Origin of the sequence: Bacillus sp. FSL W8-0640 (assembly GCF_038007725.1) — a bacterium.
In the GTDB taxonomy this organism is placed as follows: Bacteria; Bacillota; Bacilli; order Bacillales; family Bacillaceae_G; genus Bacillus_A; species Bacillus_A cereus.
On the sequence record NZ_JBBOXT010000001.1, the window covers coordinates 2,782,280 to 2,800,603 of the forward strand.

Sequence of the window (18,324 nt, forward strand, 5' to 3'; positions counted from 1 at the left end):
ATTTCCCTACCTATAATTGCTAATATAGTAGAGTAGAACTTTTATAGAGAGAAGGAAAATTATGCACAATGGAATTCGAATGACAACTTTAGTAAAAAGGGCTATGTTAGTTTGTGCGGGAGTATTATTCACATACGAAGCGGCTTTTGGATCAGTACATACTGCTTTAGCTAGTACAGAGGATGAAGCAAAATCTGTTCAACTTGTAAGTGAGATTCAAACATCTCTTGCTCCGAAAGAAGCTCCAAAACATTATAACGGGCAAGTTAGAAAAGTCGCTTATTTAACATTTGATGACGGTCCTGGAAAATACACAGCTGAGCTTTTAGATATGTTAAAGAAAGAAAATGCAAAAGCAACATTTTTCCTAATTGGTTCAAACGTAAAAGCTTTCCCTGATCTTGTAAAACGCGAAGATGCTGAAGGCCACTACGTTGGGATGCACAGTATGACTCATAACTACAAAAAACTTTACACTGAAGGTCATTACGTAGATGAAATGAAGGAAGACCAAGGCTTAATCGCTGGTGTTTTAGGTAAATCACCAGTATTAACTCGTCCAGCTTACGGCTCTATGCCAGGATTAAACGAAGGTCTTCGCAACAAAGTTGTAGACAATGGCTTAAAAGTTTGGGATTGGACAATTGATTCTTTAGACTGGAAATATAACAAAATGCAAGTTGATGCTGCATCAGCTAAAATTGTAGAAAACGTTCTAGCTCATTCTACAAATCCAACAGAAGTTATCCTTATGCATGATATTCATCCACAATCAGTAAAAGCAGTACCTGGAATTATTAAAGGACTGAAAGAAAAAGGATATGAATTAGAAGCATATAATGAGAACGAACACTTCCCATTAAACTTCTGGCATGATAATCGTATGTAATGAAAAGACTTGATCCCCTCTAGTAGGTTATCAAGTCTTTTTTATCGTTTTTAGAATTTCCTTATAGAGAAAACCTATACACGCTTGCACCATATCAACATTATACGTCCCTTCCCTTTTATCAAATAAATTTAACTTTGAAATATCACATGCTATCTTTAATCTAGTTTAAATAAGTAGATGTTATATAATCGTATTTATAGTGCAAACTGAAGAAACTTGGAATCAATTTAAGAAAGAAACGCGATAAGTAAAAAACTACAAAAGCGACTTATTCAAAATAAAAACATACATATCAGAATACAGTCAAAAAAGGATTGAATATACAATTTCAATCCTTTTTTATATTATCAACACTTTAGCACATATTACTCTTAAGGAGTGATATGTATATGGATTTTCTTTCACCTGAATATTTGTCTGCCTTGCTTGCCATTATTGTAATCGATTTAGTGTTAGCCGGAGATAATGCCATCGTAATTGGATTAGCAGCAAGAAGATTACCGAAAGACCAACAAAAGAAAGTTATCATTTGGGGAACCATTGGAGCAATCGCTATTAGGGCTCTCGCTACCTTAGTTGTCGTTTGGTTATTAAAAATACCTGGATTACTCCTAATTGGTGGTGTACTTCTTATTTGGATCGCTTACAAGCTGATCGCTGAGGGCAAAAATCATGATATTAAAGCCGAAGAAGGATTTTGGTCTGCTATTAAAACCATTATTATTGCTGATGCGTTAATGGGCATTGATAATGTACTCGCTGTTGCAGGAGCTGCCCATGGTAACTTTTCTTTAGTAATCATCGGATTATTAGTGTCTATTCCAGTAGTCGTATGGGGCAGTACATTAATTTTAAAATGGGTGGATCGTTTTCCTGTCATCATTACGATCGGAGCAGCCGTTTTAGCTTATACTGCCGCGAAAATGATTGTAGATGAGAAATGGTTCGCTGGATTTTTCGAAAGTAACCCTTTCGTTAAATGGGCATTTATCATTATTATCATCGTCGGTGTAGTTTTCTTCGGAAAGGCAAAACAAAAAGCAACAGCTGGTTCTGTCTCATAATGATGGTATATTTACAAATAAAAGGCGCTATTCATATGAATAGCGCCTTTTATTATTTATTTAGCTTCCCCTTCCGGAGTCGTTTTTACCTTCGTTTTGTTTTTATCACGGTTGTTATAGTTATACTTCGAACGATCTACTGGAGTGAATCCTTCCGGTGTGTAGAATCGTAATAAGTCACCATTTACGACTTGGTCAGAGTATTTTAGTGAGTTTTGAACCATTTGTTCATTTTTCTTTATTTCATCTGTAAATTCTACAGGTTTTCCAGTAGTTGTATCATAGTATTTGCCGTTTAGTGCAGTAACTGTTGGGCTTACGTAGTTACCGTTACGGAACGCAACGACTTGTTTATGATCTGGTGATAATAAATCAGAACCGAATTGAACATAATTCTTTGTATCTGTACCTAGTAAGTGTAATAGCGTTGGAAGAACGTCAATTTCACCACCGTATTGATGTTGTACGCCACCTTTCACTCCTGGTACACGAACGATTAATGGTACACGTTGTAACTGTGCATTTTCAAATGAGTTCATTTCTTTACCCATTACTTTTGACATTGCTGCATTATGATTATCTGAAATACCGTAATGGTCTCCGTACATAACAATAATTGAGTTATCATATAAACCAGATTGTTTCAAGTAATCGATGAAGCCTTTTACAGATTCATCTAAATAGCGTGCTGTTTGGAAGTACGTATCTACTGATGAATCACCTGTTGTTGCTGGTTCAATCGTTGCTTCTGCCTTATCGATTGGATAAGGGAAATGGTTCGATAACGTAATAAACTTTGTATAGAACGGTTGTTTCAACGTTTGTAATAACGGAATAGATTCATTAAAGAACGGTTTATCTTTTAATCCGTAGTTTACTACGTCTTTTTCATTCATATCGTAGTATGACGCATCAAAGAATTTATTAAAACCAAATGATTTATAAATATCGTCACGGTTCCAGAATGTTTTGTAGTTACCGTGGAATACTGCTGATGTGTATCCTTGTTGTCCTAAAATAGCTGGTGCTGATTGATACGTATTATGAGATTTCGTTGTAAAGACAGAACCTTGCGGTAAGCCAAACATTGAATTCTCTAACATAAACTCCGCATCAGATGTTTTCCCTTGTCCTGTTTGATGGAAGAAGTTATCAAAGTATAGTGTATTCGCATCTTTTGTAAATGAGTTTAAGAACGGTGTAACTTCTTGACCATTTAATTTGTAATCAATTAAGAAGTTTTGGAATGACTCTAAATGAATGTAAATTACGTTCATTCCCTTTCCTTTACCGAAATACTCAGGATTTGGACTTGCATAAGTTGATGTTAAATAATTTCGTACTTCTGTCATATTATCGCCATCCGCTAATGCTCGTTCTGTCGATGCTTTCGCACTTTGAATTCCATCATAAATTGTGTAGTTGTATGCACCTAAATATTTCACAATATAATTACGGTCAAACGTTCTTGTTAATAATTCAGGACGGTCAGACTCTGCAAGACCTAAGTTAACACTGAATAATAAAATACCTACTACAAATACTAGAGATAATTTATGCTTCGCAACACGAATTGGTTTTGGATTTGCAAATTTTGTTGCGACTAACACAATTAATATAATCGTGTCTAAGAAGTATAATGGATCATAAAGATGTAGCAACGCAAGAATACTACCACCTAAATCTCCAAAGTTATTCGTTTGTGTTAATGTCGGGAACGTAATAAAGTCACTGAAAAAGCGATAGTATACTACGTTTGCGTATAAAAGAATCGACAATAACAAATTAATGATAATTAACCAAATATAAGATCGTTTCCCTTTTGCAAATAATGCAAGTCCTAAAAATAGAACTGCTGAACTAAGCGGGTTAAAAAACAGCAAGAATTTTTGGATTGTGTTTGAAATTCCTAAATTGAATTCCGTTACATAAGCTGCATATGTTTTGAGCCACAATAAAATAACGGCAAACAGAAAGAATCCAAAATGATTGCTTAACACACTTTTGCTCTTTAATAAGAACTGTTTCATTTCTCCACCTCTTTTGATCATCCAAGGCTTATTTTTTATAAGTCTGTCTCTCTATTCAAATTTTCTTCTTCAAATAGATTATCTTTATTTAACTATATGAAGAATATTAGTAATTATAATTTGAAGCTAGTATTTATTCAACTATTTCTTTCTAGACATTTTGACCTTGGTTTCTATTTAACAAAATAAATTTGTAACATTTCCTGTTTTCTCCCAAGATTCATCCACTAATTATGACACCCCATACTATATACCTTTATAAACTCATTCGCAAACTATTCTATCTCCAAATTTGGTACATATTTCACATGACAAAATAATACGATTTGATTATATTACTCCACTTACATTTCCCTTCTTCAACTAACTCTTTAAATCTTAAAGTCATTACATCCCTTCCATACATGAAAGAATTCTCCTGTTCATTAATATTATATTTGAATAATTATTCATTTGACCGACCAGCGATGTTACGTTTTCTCGACAAAAAAACTCGCTCTAAAAAGAACGAGTTTTTTCATTATATATTATTGACCTTTGTACATTGCATCTACTTGTTTTTGAAGTTCCTCATTTTCTAAGAACTCATCATAAGTAGCCTCTTTATCGATTACACCGTTTGGTGTTACTTCGATAATGCGGTTTGCAATTGTTTGCACGAACTGATGGTCATGAGATGTGAATAAGATTGTACCTTTGAATGCAATTAAACCGTTGTTTAATGCTGTGATTGACTCAAGGTCTAAGTGGTTCGTTGGATCGTCAAGTGTGATTACGTTCGCACCACTTAACATCATTTTAGATAACATACAACGAACTTTTTCGCCTCCAGATAATACAGAAACGTTCTTCTTAACTTCTTCACCTGAGAATAACATACGGCCTAAGAAACCACGTAAGAAGCTTTCAGACTCATCTTGTGGAGAGAATTGACGTAACCATTCAACTAAGTTGTAATCACTGTTCTCAAAGTACTTAGAGTTATCTCTTGGGAAGTAAGATTGAGAGGTTGTAACACCCCATTTGAATGAACCGCTATCCGGCTCCATTTCACCCATAAGAATTTTAAATAATGTTGTCATCGCAATATCGTTACGGCCGATAAATGCAACTTTATCACCTTTATTTAAAGTGAAGTACACATTATCTAACACTTTTTCACCATCAATTGTTTTAGAAAGACCTTCAACAGTTAATAAGTCATTTCCTACTTCACGCTCAGGTGTGAAGCCAACGAATGGGTAACGACGTGATGACGGTCTAATATCATCTAATGTAATTTTGTCTAATAATTTTTTACGAGAAGTTGCTTGTTTCGCTTTAGAAGCGTTTGAACTAAAGCGTGCAATGAAGTTTTGTAACTCTTTTACTTTCTCTTCTTTTTTCTTATTAGCATCTTGTGTTAATTTTAAAGCTAATTGGCTTGACTCATACCAGAAGTCATAGTTACCAACATAAAGTTGAATTTTACCGAAATCAAGGTCAGCCATGTGCGTACATACTTTATTTAAGAAGTGACGGTCATGGGATACTACGATAACTGTGTTTTCAAAGTTCATTAAGAAGTTTTCTAACCATTGAATCGCTTTTAAGTCCAAGTGGTTGGTAGGCTCATCTAATAATAGAATGTCAGGTTGACCGAATAAAGCTTGAGCAAGTAATACTTTTACTTTCTCTGCCCCAGTTAATTCTGACAATTTCTTATCATGAAGGTCTTCACCAATACCTAAACCTTTAAGAAGAATTGCAGCTTCTGACTCAGCTTCCCAACCGTTAAGCTCAGCGAACTCACCTTCAAGTTCAGCAGCGCGCATTCCATCTTCATCACTAAAGTCTTCTTTCATGTAAATAGCATTTTTCTCTTGCATTACTTTGTAAAGTTGCGTGTGACCCATAATTACTGTTTCTAATACTGGGAACTCTTCATATTCGAAGTGGTTCTGTTTTAATACTGCTAGACGCTCACCTGGCGTAATATGTATGTCACCTGTTGATGGTTCAATTTCTCCAGATAAAATCTTTAGGAATGTAGATTTACCAGCACCGTTTGCTCCGATCAAACCGTAGCAGTTACCTGGCGTGAATTTTATGTTAACATCTTCAAATAATTTGCGATCCGCGAAACGCAAACTAACGTTACTTACTGTAATCATTTGTGTCCTCCTACTAATACCGCTTATTTCAGCGTTTTCTCACCGATTGTCTTAAAAAATCGCATATTACGACTCAATTATTGTAGACTATAGCTATTATATAGTAGAAGCTGGATGAATAGCAACGGTTGATTACCTTTCTACAATGAAATCGGATAGTTTTTGTCCCTTCCCCTAGCTATTGTATGTATATCATCGACCTCTTTCTCACATAACCTTTCACTGCTCATTCTGTAATATATCGGATTCATTTTCATCTGAAATATTATATACCGAAAAAACTGTAGAGAAATCATTCCCTACAGTCTCTTCTTATTTCGTATTTATTATTTTCTCTTTGTAACTCTTCATTTTACTCGTTAACCCTATTAACGCCGGTAATAATATCGGCATCACAATTAAAGCTAATAGAAGAAGTGCAACGCCAACTACTGATGCAACTTGTATAAGTGTTAATACACCTGATGGAATTAATGCTGCAAATGTCCCGCCTAAAATTAGCGCCGCTGATAATACAACTCCTCCTATATGACGAGATGCAGTTACAATTTTCGTTACCGAATCCCCTTCTATCTCGTTATAGCGCATCATTACGAAAATACTATAATCCACTCCTAAAGCGACAATCATAATGAAGCTAAAGAATGGAACATTCCAGCTTAATGAATCTACATGTAATACATGTGCACTAATTTGTTCGCTTATACCGAGTGATGCGAAGTACGCTAATAGTAATGAGCCAATAATAAATATTGTGTTTAGTAATGAGCGTGTAATTACGATTAATACAATCGCAATTCCAATTAACATAATTGTAGCTGTACGTAAGAAATCTTGCCCTGTTACTTCTTTTAAATCAACGTTTCTAGCTGTTGTTCCGCCAATTGCTGTTTTCGCATCATGTAATTCCGTTCCCTTTACAGTGCCATCGATTGTTTTATTGATTTCTTGAATAATTGGCATCGCTTCTTTTGAATACGGATTTACATCTAAAATGATAGTCATTTTAGCAATTTTTCTATCCTGTGACATGTACGTGTTCAATGCTTTTTGGAAATCCTCTCCCTCTAGCACTTCTTTTGGAATATAAAACTTCTCAGAGCTCTTCGATTCATTGAGCTCCCCTAAATATTTTTGTGCGTCATGCAGGCCATTACTTACTTTTCCAAGCCCTTCTGTACTTTTAGATAAACCGGATTGTAATTGCCCCATCTTTTCTTGCAGGTCTTTAAGGCCCGTTAAAAGTTGTCCTTGCCCATCGTTTATTTTCGTTAATCCAGATTGTAACTCAACTGATTTATTTGCAATTTGTTTTGAACCTGAAGAACCTTCATTTAATCCATTTTTAAGATCGGCTGCTCCCTTTTGTAACTTATTAACTCCATTGCTCATTTCTTTTAAGCCGTTATCCACTTTCAGTAACGATTGATTCGCTTCTTTAAATGAACTCATCGCCGTTTTGTGCTGTGTTGCTAATTGATTTAATTCATTTGAAAGTACGCTTAATTTCTTTTGAGCCTCTTTAGCAATTCCTATCGTTTGTTGTATGTTTGGATCATTCGCTAATTCTGGTTTCGTTTGAACGAAATTGGTCATTAACATTTCAATTTGTTCATATCCCTTTTTCGCACCATCAATCGCTTGAAAAATACTTCCGAAGAATTGATTGTAAGAGTTTAAACCTTTTTCTAACTGTGCATAACCAGCATGCAGCTGCGACGTTGCATTAGATAGAACATTTATATTTTCGTTTACTGAAGCTAAACCACTCTCAATTTGCTGTGCTCCTTGTGCACCGTCGTTTATGCCATTTGATAATTGATGTAAAGCTGTTCCTAATGCTGATACCCCGTTTTTCGCCTCGTTCGTTCCATCAATTAATTTTTGAACATTCGCAAGACTATTTGAATCATTACTTCCCATTTTATTTTTCGCATCTGTTAATCCATCATTAATTTCCTTTATGCCACCATCGGCATCTCCTAATCCTGTATTCAATTCTCCCGCTTGCTTATTTAAATATAATTCTTTTATCTTCTCACCAGTTGGACGTGTTGGTGCATATACTTCTGACACACCTTTAACTTTCGAAATTTTATCAGTTAATTCGTCTAAAATTTGTAGAGAAGTTCCTTCATCCAGCTTTTTATCAGATTGAATGACTAATGTACTCGGTGAAGAGAAACCAGGCGGAAAATGATCCTCTATTACGTTAATACCCATCTTGGATTCATACTTATTATCCACTTCAAATAAATCATTGTAATTAAGTGTATTAGAGTATTTTAATACGAAAGGAATCGATATTACGAATACGATGATTAAAGCGACAAATGGCCTTGCTACTGAGTTTTTCGCAAAGAATCCCCATAAGCGACTATCCTCATGACCTTTAAATGTTTTAACTGGATAAAACATTCCTTTTCCTAAAAGCACCATGAAAAATGGATTTAAAGTCGTTAATACGAGTAATAATACTAAAACACCAATTGCTACCGCTGAAGTCGATTGATATAATTTAAAACTTGCTAAAGCAAGTGATGCAAAACCAATTAGCACCGCTATTCCGCTATATAATACAGTTTTACCTGCTGATTTGAATGTTTCTTTCGTAGCTAAAAATGCATTTTCTTGTTTACTTAATTCTTCTTTAAACCTCGTATATAATAAAATGTTATAATCTGTTCCTACCCCAAACAGGACGACGACTACGAACACTTGTGTAAAGTTTGAGAATGGAAAATTAAATTGATCTACAAGCTGGGCAATAATCCCCATTGAAACTAAATACGATATACCAACTGTAAGAAGAGAAACAATTGGAACAACTGGTGAACGGAATACGAGGATTAATACTACAAGAATGAAAATGATTGAAATAACTTCTGTCTTTTTCACTCCCTCTTGAGAGGATTTAAGAAAATCACCCGCTATTAAGTCACTTCCTGTTAAATACGTTTTTACCCCTTTCGTTTGCACTTTTTCATGAAGATTATTTGAAACTTTTGATATTTCACCATGTTTTTTATCTATCGATATTTGCGTTAAAATAGTCGTATTATCTTTAGAAACTAATTGTTTCTCCAAGTCTTTATTGTCTAAATGTGAAACAACTTCCTTAATTCCTAATTGCTCTTTTTCATTTTGCAGGGCGTTGATTGTTTTTGTTATTTCCTTTTTTTGTTCATCTGTTAAAGCTGCCTTATTGCCACTATTAAAAACGGCTATAATTTCATACTTTTCAACCCCTTCTTTATCCATCTCTTTCATCATCTTGTCAGCAATACTGCTTTGCTTTGTATTAGGGATTGTAATTTTCCCTTTTTCTTTCACTAATTGATCCATATTAGGCATCGTTACGACCATTGTAATAGTAATAACTATCCATAATAGAAAAGATAAACTTCTCCAACTTTTTAACTTGCTCATTTGAATCATCTCCCGTTTTGAAAGTTTCACGTTAGTAACGGAATGAACGTTCATTCCTATTGTTCTATTACATTATTTTGTAAATTCTATTAAACTAGTCTTTCCGGAATGAATGTTCATTTCCTTAGTTACACAAACATCCTTTCCTACTCTCATTTTTTAAATCTATTTAGGAATGAATATTCATTCCTTTCCTTATAAAGCTATAGAATCAAATGATTCTAATAGCGTTCCAAGAGCTTTCTTCTAATTCTTTTACTAACTCTTTCGAGTATTCTAATTGCCCTGTTGCAATTACTTTCGTTAATTTTTCTAGCGGTTGATATACAATAATAATTAAAGCAACTGGAGGCAATGGACGAAGAAAACCTTTTGCGATTCCATCTTCAATAATATTCATAAAGAAGCCTATAAAATCATCAAATATTTTCTTACTCTGTTCATCAAGAAAATAACTATCACAGTGAGAATTTGTAAATAAAAAAGCATCTACATTGTTTCTCGCAAATTCAAATAAACGGTTGTACGTATGACTAAACTGTTCACGAATATTTGCTTCAACAGGAAAATCTGTTTTTATTATTTCAGAAAGCTGTAACATACTTTTTGAAAATAATGAGTTAACAAGTGCCTCTTTATTTTCAAAATAGCGATAAATAGTACCCGCACCGACTTTTGCCTTTTCAGCGATCATTGGAATTGTCGTACCATCGTAACCACGCTCTGCAAAAAGTTGCATCGCAGCATCAAAAATATCCTCTTGTTTGTTTTTAGCCATTTTTTCCACCTCTATTTCCAGGAATGAAAATTCATTCCGTTTTTAATTATAAATTACATGGATTAAAAGTCAAGTACGTGACAAAGTATAGTTACGTTTTAGTGAAAAAATTATATCAACGATTATTAGAATATATCAGCGCAAGTCTAATTATATCAGCGATTTTCAGAATATATCGGCGCATCTCCAATTATATCAGCGATTTTCAGGATATATCGACTTACCGACAACCAAAGAGAAAGCTGTCCCAAAAATTGTTTTTGGGCAGCCCAATTTTCTATTGAAAACTTAAAAGAAATCATAAATAAATGCTTCTCGTACCGGAACTATTTTCTCAAACGCTTGTATTTCCTCTTCACTTCCGCTAATTAATTCTAATTCATTCAGTTGTAACGGACGTTTATAGCCGAACATTATTGTAGATAACTCGTTTATATCCAGTTTGATGCCTTTATCTATTGTTTTTTCTTTTATTATTGTTATTTCATGATTTGCAAGTCTCACTGTTATGTTATTCCACGGAGCAAATGCGTCTGTAATGTTTAGGATCACTTCTTGCTGTACATTGCTCCAATTCAACTCATATTGTTTTAAGAACTGCTCTACATCTACAATTCTTCCCATAAAATATGGTTTTATTTCTGTCTTCACGCGCGGCTCTTGCAATGAATATAATAACGGTTCGCTTTCACTTACTGTCATTTCAATTTCTTTAATCATAGAATCATGCTGACAAATAAAGTTCCACAGACCATTTCGTGCTTCATTATGCAGTGGTACAAATTCTTCTACTGTCATTTTATAGTTTTCTATTTTGTATAACATGTAACCTGCTGCCTTTTTATTTTCATCATAGTAAATCGCTAATGTTAAATCATCATAAACCGCTTGTAACCACCAGTTCTTCTCTCGAACTAACATACATGAAAAACGTTCTGCAAATGCTTCATAGAGCTTCTCGACTTCTTCTGGATGATTTTCTTTATTAAAACGTTTCACAGTACCATTTACTTGTTTTTTCATCACTAAATCGCTCTTACTTATATGACATTTGAGTAGATTCGCACAAAGTTCCCAGCCGTATTTACGGTAAAACGAAACAGCAAATGGATGTAACATAGAGACTGTAAAGCCATCTTTTTTCATTGTTTGAAGTGAATGTTGAAGTAGCTCTTTTACATACCCACTTCTTCTGTACTCTGGATACGTCGCTACTCCTGCAACGCCACCCATTTTAAATTTTTCTTTACCTATGTAAATATGAAACGGGATGAGGTGTAGTTTTGCAGCTAAGTCTTCCCCTTCCATAATGCCGTATATTTCATGACTTTCCTTCATTTTTGTAAGTTGCTGCTGTAATCGTTCCTCATCTACTTTATATTGAAAAGCGTATTCTGATAAACGTAATGCTTCTCTAAACTGATCTTCTTTTAATTGTATGACATTCATATAATTCTCCTCCATTCTCTGTTTGAATTGTATCATAATTCTTACTATTATAGTTCGATAAGTGAAATTACAAGGACGTTTTAACAAAAAAAGCAGATACATCACGTATCTGCTTTCCACCCTTTTTATTTAGCTAACTTTTGAAGTTCGTCAAAGAATGTAGGATATGATACACCTACTGCTTCTGCATCTTCAATAATTGTTTTTCCTTCTGCCAAACAGCCAGCAATTGCAAGCATCATTCCGATACGGTGATCACCATAACTATTTACTGTATTGCCTTTTAGAGCTGATTTTCCGTAAATGATCATACCGTCATCAGTTGCTTCTATGCGAGCTCCTAGTTTCGTTAACTCAGCAACGACTGTATCAATACGGTTTGTTTCTTTTACTTTTAATTCGTGTGCATCTTTAATTACTGTAATTCCTTCTGCTTGCGTTGCCGCTAATGCGATTACAGGAATCTCATCGATTAATCTAGGGATAATATCTCCGCCAATTTCAATTCCTTTTAATGAAGATGTTTCGATTGTAATATTTGCAGCTGGTTCTGATGCCTCTTCGTTAATTAGATCTACAGTGAACGTAGCACCCATTTTTTCTAAAACATCAATAATACCTGTACGGGTTGGATTCATTCCTACATTTTGTAATACTAGTTTACTATTTGGGATGATTGCACCTGCTACTAAGAAAAACGCTGCTGATGATACGTCACCTGGCACTTGAATGTCTGTTGCTGTTAATTTTTGTCCACCTGACAGCTTCACTGTTTTCCCTTCGCGAGTTACTTTAACACCAAATGCTTCAAGCATTCTTTCCGTATGGTCGCGTGAAATATGTGGTTCTGTAACAACTGTTACACCTTCTGCACGAAGACCTGCAAGTAAAATAGCCGACTTTACTTGTGCACTTGCAACAGGAGAAATATATTCAATTGCTTTTAAATCTCCGCCACGTATTGTTAACGGTGTAAATGTTCCTTCTTCTCGGCCGTCTATGTTTGCGCCCATTTGTTTTAATGGGTTTGTTACACGCTTCATCGGTCTTTTTGCGATAGATTCATCACCTTGTACGCAAGAGAAAAATGGTGTGTTAGCTAATATACCTGACATTAATCGGATTGTTGTACCAGAATTACCAACATCTAATACAGCTTTCGGTTCTTGTAAACCTTCTAATCCTTTACCAACTACAGTAACCTCATCACCGTTTTGCGTAATTTCTACTCCCATTTCTTTAAAACATGAAATCGTACTTAAACAGTCTGCACCGGGCAAGAAACCTTTAATTGTTGTTTTCCCTTCTGCAATAGAACCGAACATAACAGCACGGTGTGAAATGGATTTATCACCTGGGATTGTAATATTACCATTCAATCCGTTATTAACGGGTTGTATTGTTCTTTCTTTCACGTTTTTCACCTTCTCATTTAAATTGTTTCATAAGTTTGGTATTCTTCTTCTCCAAGCGCTAGCTTTGCTTTCATACGATCTTCTTCCCTTTGGAAGCTAATACGTAATACCCCAAGCAGTCCTTCACGCGCTTCTAATATTTGCAAGTTCGTAATACTAATTTCCTCGCGCGCTAAAATACTCGTAATATGAGCCAATGCCCCCACCTTATCTAATACATCGACGTATAAGTCGTGATAGGCAGGAATTGCCCCTCTCTTTCTTACTGGTAAAGAATCACGGTATTCTTTCGCATCTGCAAAATAGTTTTGAATCTCGCCTGCATCTCCGGTAGAAACTGTTTTATATAAATCTTCCATTTCAGAGATCCACTCTTTTAATAATACCATTAAATGCTCTCGATTTTGCTTTACAATATCACTCCACATTTTTGGACTACTAGATGCGATACGTGTAATGTCTTTGAAACCTCCAGCAGCTAGTTGATGAATGAGCGGATTATCTCCTGCATGTTTCTCAACTTGCTTTACTAAACCTGCTGCGATAAGGTGCGGAAAATGACTAACGATTCCTGTTACATAATCATGTTCTTCCGTATTTAAAACAAGAAAATGTGACCCTGTTCCTTTTAACCATACTTTAAGGTCTTCCACTTGTTTATTTGGCACGTGATTCATCGGTGTTAAAATGTAAAATGCATTTTCAAACAAATGTGCCTTTGCACTTTCAACTCCCGTTTTATGAGAACCCGCCATCGGATGTCCACCAATGAAAGAAACATCCTTTGAAAATAAAGCTTCCGCTTCGTTCATAATAGACCCTTTTGTACTACCAACATCAGTCACTATAACATCTTCTCGTAAACGGAATGACGCAAGTTTGTGTAATAGCTTCTTCGTTTCTTCAACTGGAGAAGCAAAAACAATTAAATGTGCCTCTTCACATGCACGCTGTAAATCAACTCCTATTTCATCTACTACGTGTAATTCTTTTGCACGCTCTACTTGCTCTTTAAATATATCGTACCCTGTTATCGTTACATCGTGCTCTTTCTTAATTGCTAATGCGAGAGAGCCTCCTATTAAACCTGTTCCAATTAATACTACCTTTTTACGCATTTGCCTCATCTCGAGACTTATTTTTTTTATTTTCAAAGTGTTGTTTTAACACTGAAATCACCCCTTCATTTTGCTCCCTTGTTCCAACTGTAATACGGACACCATTCGGGAACGGACGAATAATAAATCCTGCATGTGCACAAGCTTCATAAATCTCTCCAGCATTATCTACCGGTAAGAAGATGAAATTAGTTTGTGACGAATAAAATGGTATACCGTTTTCCTTACAGAAACTCTCGTATTGCTGTAACCCTTCTGTATTCATGTGAACTATTTCTTTAATAAACTCGTCATCACCAAAAGCAATCGTCGCTGCTTTTTGCGCTAATGAAGATACGTTAAATGGTAAACGTACGACATTTAATTTCTCAATTAGCTCTTCCTGTCCGATCGCATATCCAACGCGGAAAGAAGCTAATCCGTATGCTTTAGAAAACGTTCTAAGTACAAGAATGTTTTTATGTTTTTCTAAAAGCGGTAATGTCTCAGGGAAATCTTTTGCTGTTACGTATTCATAGTACGCTTCATCAATGACAATTAACGTATTTTCACTAATGTCTTCAATAAATTGAGTTAATTTTTGCTCATTCACATATGTGCCCGTCGGGTTGTTCGGATTACAAATCCATACGATTTTCGTATTATTATTTACCGCTGACGAAATTTCGTCTAAATCGTATACACCTTTATTTAAAGGAATTTCTTTCACTTCACAGCCTTCAATAATCGCATGATGGCGGTACTGCGGGAATGTTGCACCTGCTGTTACAATGTTATCTCCCGCTCGTAATACGGCGCGGCTTATCATTTGAATGATTTCATCTAAACCACTACCACAAAGTACTTGTTCCATTTGCACATGCAACTTATCTGCGATTGTTTGACGGAGCGTTGTAGCACCTCCGTCAGGATATAAAGCATGTTCCAACCAAGAGTTTTGCAACTCTTCTAAAACTCTCGGTGAACAACCAAATGGATTTTCATTCGATGCTAATTTCACAAACAAATGATCTCCGTACACTTCTTTCATTTGTTCTGGTGATTTACCTGGTTTATATGGTTGTAATGATGATAGTTGATCTTTTACTTGCACGTTAAACCCACCTTTTTATTAAAATTCTTTTGCGTAGTTATTGTGTTGCATAATGTTTTGTTTTAATAATTCCATACGATCTTTTCCGAATTGTTCGACTAGTGCATCTGCAAGTTCCCATGCCACAACAGATTCAGCTACTACACCCGCTGCTGGTACTGCGCAACTATCAGATCTTTCAATACTCGCTTGGAATGCTTCTTTCGTATCAATATCAACGCTTGCTAACGGTTTGTATAAAGTAGGAATTGGCTTCATCACGCCTCTTACGATAATTGGCATACCTGTTGTCATACCACCTTCTAAACCGCCGGCATTATTCGTTTTTCTCGTGTATCCTTTTTTTTCATCCCACAGAATTTCATCATGCACTTTGCTTCCTGGTTGTCGTGCCGCTTCAAAACCTACGCCGATTTCAGCACCTTTAAATGCATTTATACTCATAATTGCACCAGCAAGTTTTGCATCTAATTTACGATCGTAATGAACGTAACTACCAACGCCAATCGGCATACCTTCTGCAATGACTTCCACAATACCACCGATTGAATCTCCACTACTTTTTGCGTTGTCAATCGCATTCATCATTTCTTGCTCTACTTCTTTATCTAAACATCGAACTGGTGAGTTTTCAGTAATTGTTTGAATTTCTTCAATTGATAAGTTTGAAATATGTTTTGCTTTTACTCCACCAATTTCAAGAACATGTCCTGCAATTCCCACGCCTAATTCGCTTAAAATTTGTTTTGCAACTGCACCAGCAGCTACACGAACTGTCGTTTCTCTTGCAGATGACCGCTCTAATACGTTTCTTATATCACGATGACCATATTTAATTGCTCCATTTAAATCTGCATGTCCGGGACGTGGTTTTGTAATTGTACGTTTCATGTCTTTACTTTCTTTTTCCGAAATTGGCTCTGCACCCATTACTTTCGTCCAATGTTTGAAATCATCATTTTTTACAATTAACGTAATCGGTGATCCAAGTGTCATCCCGTGACGAACACCACTTACAATTTCAACTGTATCTGTTTCAATTTGCATACGTCTTCCGCGTCCATGACCTTTTTGTCTTCTTAATAATTCTTTATTAATATGTTCCGCCGTAAGTGTCAAACCTGCTGGTACACCTTCTAAAATAACTGTTAACTGCGGTCCATGTGATTCTCCAGCTGTAATGTATCTCATTTCTCTTGCCCCTTTACTATTTTTTTGTACAAAAAAGTCCCTACTGAGCGCTCAGTAGGGACGATGTTTATCGCGGTACCACCCTAGTTGTAGACTTCTTTCGTCTACCTCTCTTCTTCTTTAACGATCGTTCGACCGTCTTACCCTCCAAAAGTTGTCGGGAAAGATGCTCCAAGGCTGTAATTCATGCTTACCTTTGTACTGATTCACACCGACCATCAGCTCTCTTTAACAGTGAGATAAGCACTACTGTTTCCTCTTCAATGCATATATGATATGGAATTAAGATAATTTATTTTTGAAACCTTTTAACTCATCCATGAATCTATGGAATTCTGGAATGTCCATTTGTTGTGCAGAATCTGATAATGCAACTGCTGGATCTGGATGAACTTCAGCCATTACTGCATCTGCGCCAATTGCAAGTGCCGCTTTCGCTGTTGGTAATAATAAATCTCTGCGTCCAGTTGAATGTGTTACATCAACGATAACTGGTAAATGTGTTTCTTTCTTTAAAATTGGTACTGCAGAAATGTCTAATGTGTTACGTGTTGCTCTTTCGTATGTGCGGATACCGCGCTCACAAAGAATAATTTGATCGTTACCTTGCGCAATGATGTATTCCGCTGCGTTAATGAACTCATCAATTGTTGCTGCTAATCCACGTTTTAATAATACTGGTTTGTTAACTTTACCTACAGCTCGTAATAAATCGAAGTTTTGCATGTTACGTGCGCCAACTTGAATTACATCAACGTAGTCTAATGCCATTTCAACATCGTTCGGATTTAAAATTTCACTAATAATTGCTAAGTCAAACTCGTCTGCTACTTGACGTAAAATTTGAAGTCCTTCTACTCCTAAACCTTGGAAATCATATGGAGAAGTTCTCGGTTTGAATGCACCACCGCGCATTAATTTTAAGCCTTGGTCTTTCATCGCTTGCCCTACTTGACGAACTTGTTCTAAACTTTCTACTGCACAAGGTCCCATGATGAACGTTTGTGTTCCGTTTCCAATCAATTCACCTTTTACATCAACAATTGTATTTTCTTGTTTCTTTTTACGTGATACTAGTAACGCTTTACGGTTATCATCTTCTTGTAACTCTAAGCTTGCTTTGAAAATCGTTTTGAAAATATGTTGAACTGTTGATGTTTCGAATGGTCCTTCGTTATGCTCTGCAATCATATCAAGTACTTCACGCTCACGTACTGGATCAAAGCGTTTCGTGCCTTGTACTTGCTTTTGCTCTCCAATTTTTTGAACAATTTCACCACGTTTGTTTAAAAGGTGTAATAGTTGTAAGTTAATTTCATCTACCTGTTTACGTAATTGATCTAATTCATGATTTGCCATTTGGAAATCCTCCTCTAATGTTTTAAAAGTATAGTAAGAGAATAAAAAATTCTCTATTTTCTGAACTGACTAATTATACAAATTTATAGTGGGATCGATACCTCTTCTTATTTTAAACTAATAATTCGTACAAAGACATGAACTACTAGTTAAAAACCCACTTTTTTGTACAAAAAAGCCCTACTGATTCAATCAGTAGGGACGATATTTATCGCGGTACCACCCTAGTTGTAGACTTCTTTCGTCTACCTCTCTTCATTGTTAACGATCATCTGACCGTCTTTCCCTTCATAAAGACAATACTATCTTTACTACGAAAAAGATGCTCCAGGACTGTAATTCGCTCTTGTTTA

At 35.5% G+C, this 18,324-nt stretch carries 12 protein-coding genes and 2 other annotated features (1 of these 14 running past the window's edge); of the genes, 2 read left to right on the forward strand and 10 right to left on the reverse strand.

Annotated features, from left to right (window positions below; all coding sequences use genetic code 11):
- The first annotated feature begins 61 nt into the window (after positions 1-61).
- Both N2V80_RS14510 and N2V80_RS14515 read left to right on the forward strand, forming a co-directional pair.
- On the forward strand, positions 62-889 hold the full coding sequence (locus tag N2V80_RS14510; RefSeq protein WP_000551444.1) for a peptidoglycan-N-acetylglucosamine deacetylase: 828 nt from the start codon (positions 62-64) through the stop codon (positions 887-889).
- Between the two features lie 392 nt (positions 890-1,281).
- On the forward strand, positions 1,282-1,956 hold the full coding sequence (locus N2V80_RS14515; protein ID WP_048567567.1) for a TerC family protein: 675 nt from the start codon (positions 1,282-1,284) through the stop codon (positions 1,954-1,956).
- A gap of 56 nt (positions 1,957-2,012) precedes the next feature.
- On the opposite strand, the gene N2V80_RS14520 is transcribed toward N2V80_RS14515, so the two are convergent.
- From N2V80_RS14520 to N2V80_RS14565, 10 genes are all read right to left on the reverse strand, one after another.
- Entirely contained in the window at positions 2,013-3,986 is a 1,974-nt protein-coding gene (locus N2V80_RS14520; protein WP_000808774.1) for an LTA synthase family protein, read from the reverse strand.
- 527 nt (positions 3,987-4,513) lie between these two features.
- Positions 4,514-6,139: an ABC-F family ATP-binding cassette domain-containing protein gene (locus N2V80_RS14525; protein ID WP_000633864.1), complete on the reverse strand. Its 1,626-nt coding sequence runs from the start codon at positions 6,137-6,139 to the stop codon at positions 4,514-4,516.
- A 312-nt stretch (positions 6,140-6,451) separates the two neighbouring features.
- Positions 6,452-9,568, reverse strand: coding sequence for an MMPL family transporter (locus N2V80_RS14530; RefSeq protein ID WP_061655647.1), 3,117 nt, complete (start codon positions 9,566-9,568; stop codon positions 6,452-6,454).
- A gap of 211 nt (positions 9,569-9,779) precedes the next feature.
- Positions 9,780-10,346 (reverse strand): TetR/AcrR family transcriptional regulator, encoded by a 567-nt coding sequence (locus tag N2V80_RS14535; RefSeq protein ID WP_001107303.1) that lies wholly within the window; start codon positions 10,344-10,346, stop codon positions 9,780-9,782.
- Between the two features lie 288 nt (positions 10,347-10,634).
- On the reverse strand, positions 10,635-11,795 hold the full coding sequence (locus tag N2V80_RS14540) for a GNAT family N-acetyltransferase (RefSeq protein WP_001100934.1): 1,161 nt from the start codon (positions 11,793-11,795) through the stop codon (positions 10,635-10,637).
- Positions 11,796-11,920: 125 nt separating this feature from the next.
- Entirely contained in the window at positions 11,921-13,210 is a 1,290-nt protein-coding gene (gene aroA / locus N2V80_RS14545; protein WP_000664634.1) for a 3-phosphoshikimate 1-carboxyvinyltransferase, read from the reverse strand.
- A 17-nt stretch (positions 13,211-13,227) separates the two neighbouring features.
- Positions 13,228-14,328, reverse strand: coding sequence for a prephenate dehydrogenase (gene tyrA / locus N2V80_RS14550; protein ID WP_001228131.1), 1,101 nt, complete (start codon positions 14,326-14,328; stop codon positions 13,228-13,230).
- Positions 14,321-15,421, reverse strand: a complete 1,101-nt coding sequence (gene hisC, locus N2V80_RS14555; RefSeq protein ID WP_001197238.1) for a histidinol-phosphate transaminase — start codon at positions 15,419-15,421, stop codon at positions 14,321-14,323. Before hisC ends, tyrA begins: the two co-directional genes overlap by 8 nt.
- 18 nt (positions 15,422-15,439) lie before the next feature.
- Positions 15,440-16,612: a chorismate synthase gene (gene aroC, locus N2V80_RS14560; protein WP_001269429.1), complete on the reverse strand. Its 1,173-nt coding sequence runs from the start codon at positions 16,610-16,612 to the stop codon at positions 15,440-15,442.
- 53 nt (positions 16,613-16,665) lie between these two features.
- Positions 16,666-16,885, reverse strand: a binding site (T-box leader).
- A gap of 9 nt (positions 16,886-16,894) precedes the next feature.
- Positions 16,895-17,971: a bifunctional 3-deoxy-7-phosphoheptulonate synthase/chorismate mutase gene (locus tag N2V80_RS14565; protein ID WP_001273575.1), complete on the reverse strand. Its 1,077-nt coding sequence runs from the start codon at positions 17,969-17,971 to the stop codon at positions 16,895-16,897.
- 194 nt (positions 17,972-18,165) lie between these two features.
- Positions 18,166-18,324 (reverse strand) — a binding site (T-box leader) (it continues 77 nt past the right edge of the window).

Coding starts and splice junctions, on each gene's coding strand:
- aroC (WP_001269429.1), bottom strand. CDS start 16,612: ATGAGATACATTACAGCTGGAGAATCACATGGACCGCAGTTAACAGTT.
- N2V80_RS14535 (WP_001107303.1), bottom strand. CDS start 10,346: ATGGCTAAAAACAAACAAGAGGATATTTTTGATGCTGCGATGCAACTT.
- N2V80_RS14540 (WP_001100934.1), bottom strand. CDS start 11,795: ATGAATGTCATACAATTAAAAGAAGATCAGTTTAGAGAAGCATTACGT.
- N2V80_RS14525 (WP_000633864.1), bottom strand. CDS start 6,139: ATGATTACAGTAAGTAACGTTAGTTTGCGTTTCGCGGATCGCAAATTA.
- N2V80_RS14510 (WP_000551444.1), top strand. CDS start 62: ATGCACAATGGAATTCGAATGACAACTTTAGTAAAAAGGGCTATGTTA.
- N2V80_RS14565 (WP_001273575.1), bottom strand. CDS start 17,971: ATGGCAAATCATGAATTAGATCAATTACGTAAACAGGTAGATGAAATT.
- tyrA (WP_001228131.1), bottom strand. CDS start 14,328: ATGCGTAAAAAGGTAGTATTAATTGGAACAGGTTTAATAGGAGGCTCT.
- N2V80_RS14515 (WP_048567567.1), top strand. CDS start 1,282: ATGGATTTTCTTTCACCTGAATATTTGTCTGCCTTGCTTGCCATTATT.
- N2V80_RS14530 (WP_061655647.1), bottom strand. CDS start 9,568: ATGAGCAAGTTAAAAAGTTGGAGAAGTTTATCTTTTCTATTATGGATA.
- N2V80_RS14520 (WP_000808774.1), bottom strand. CDS start 3,986: ATGAAACAGTTCTTATTAAAGAGCAAAAGTGTGTTAAGCAATCATTTT.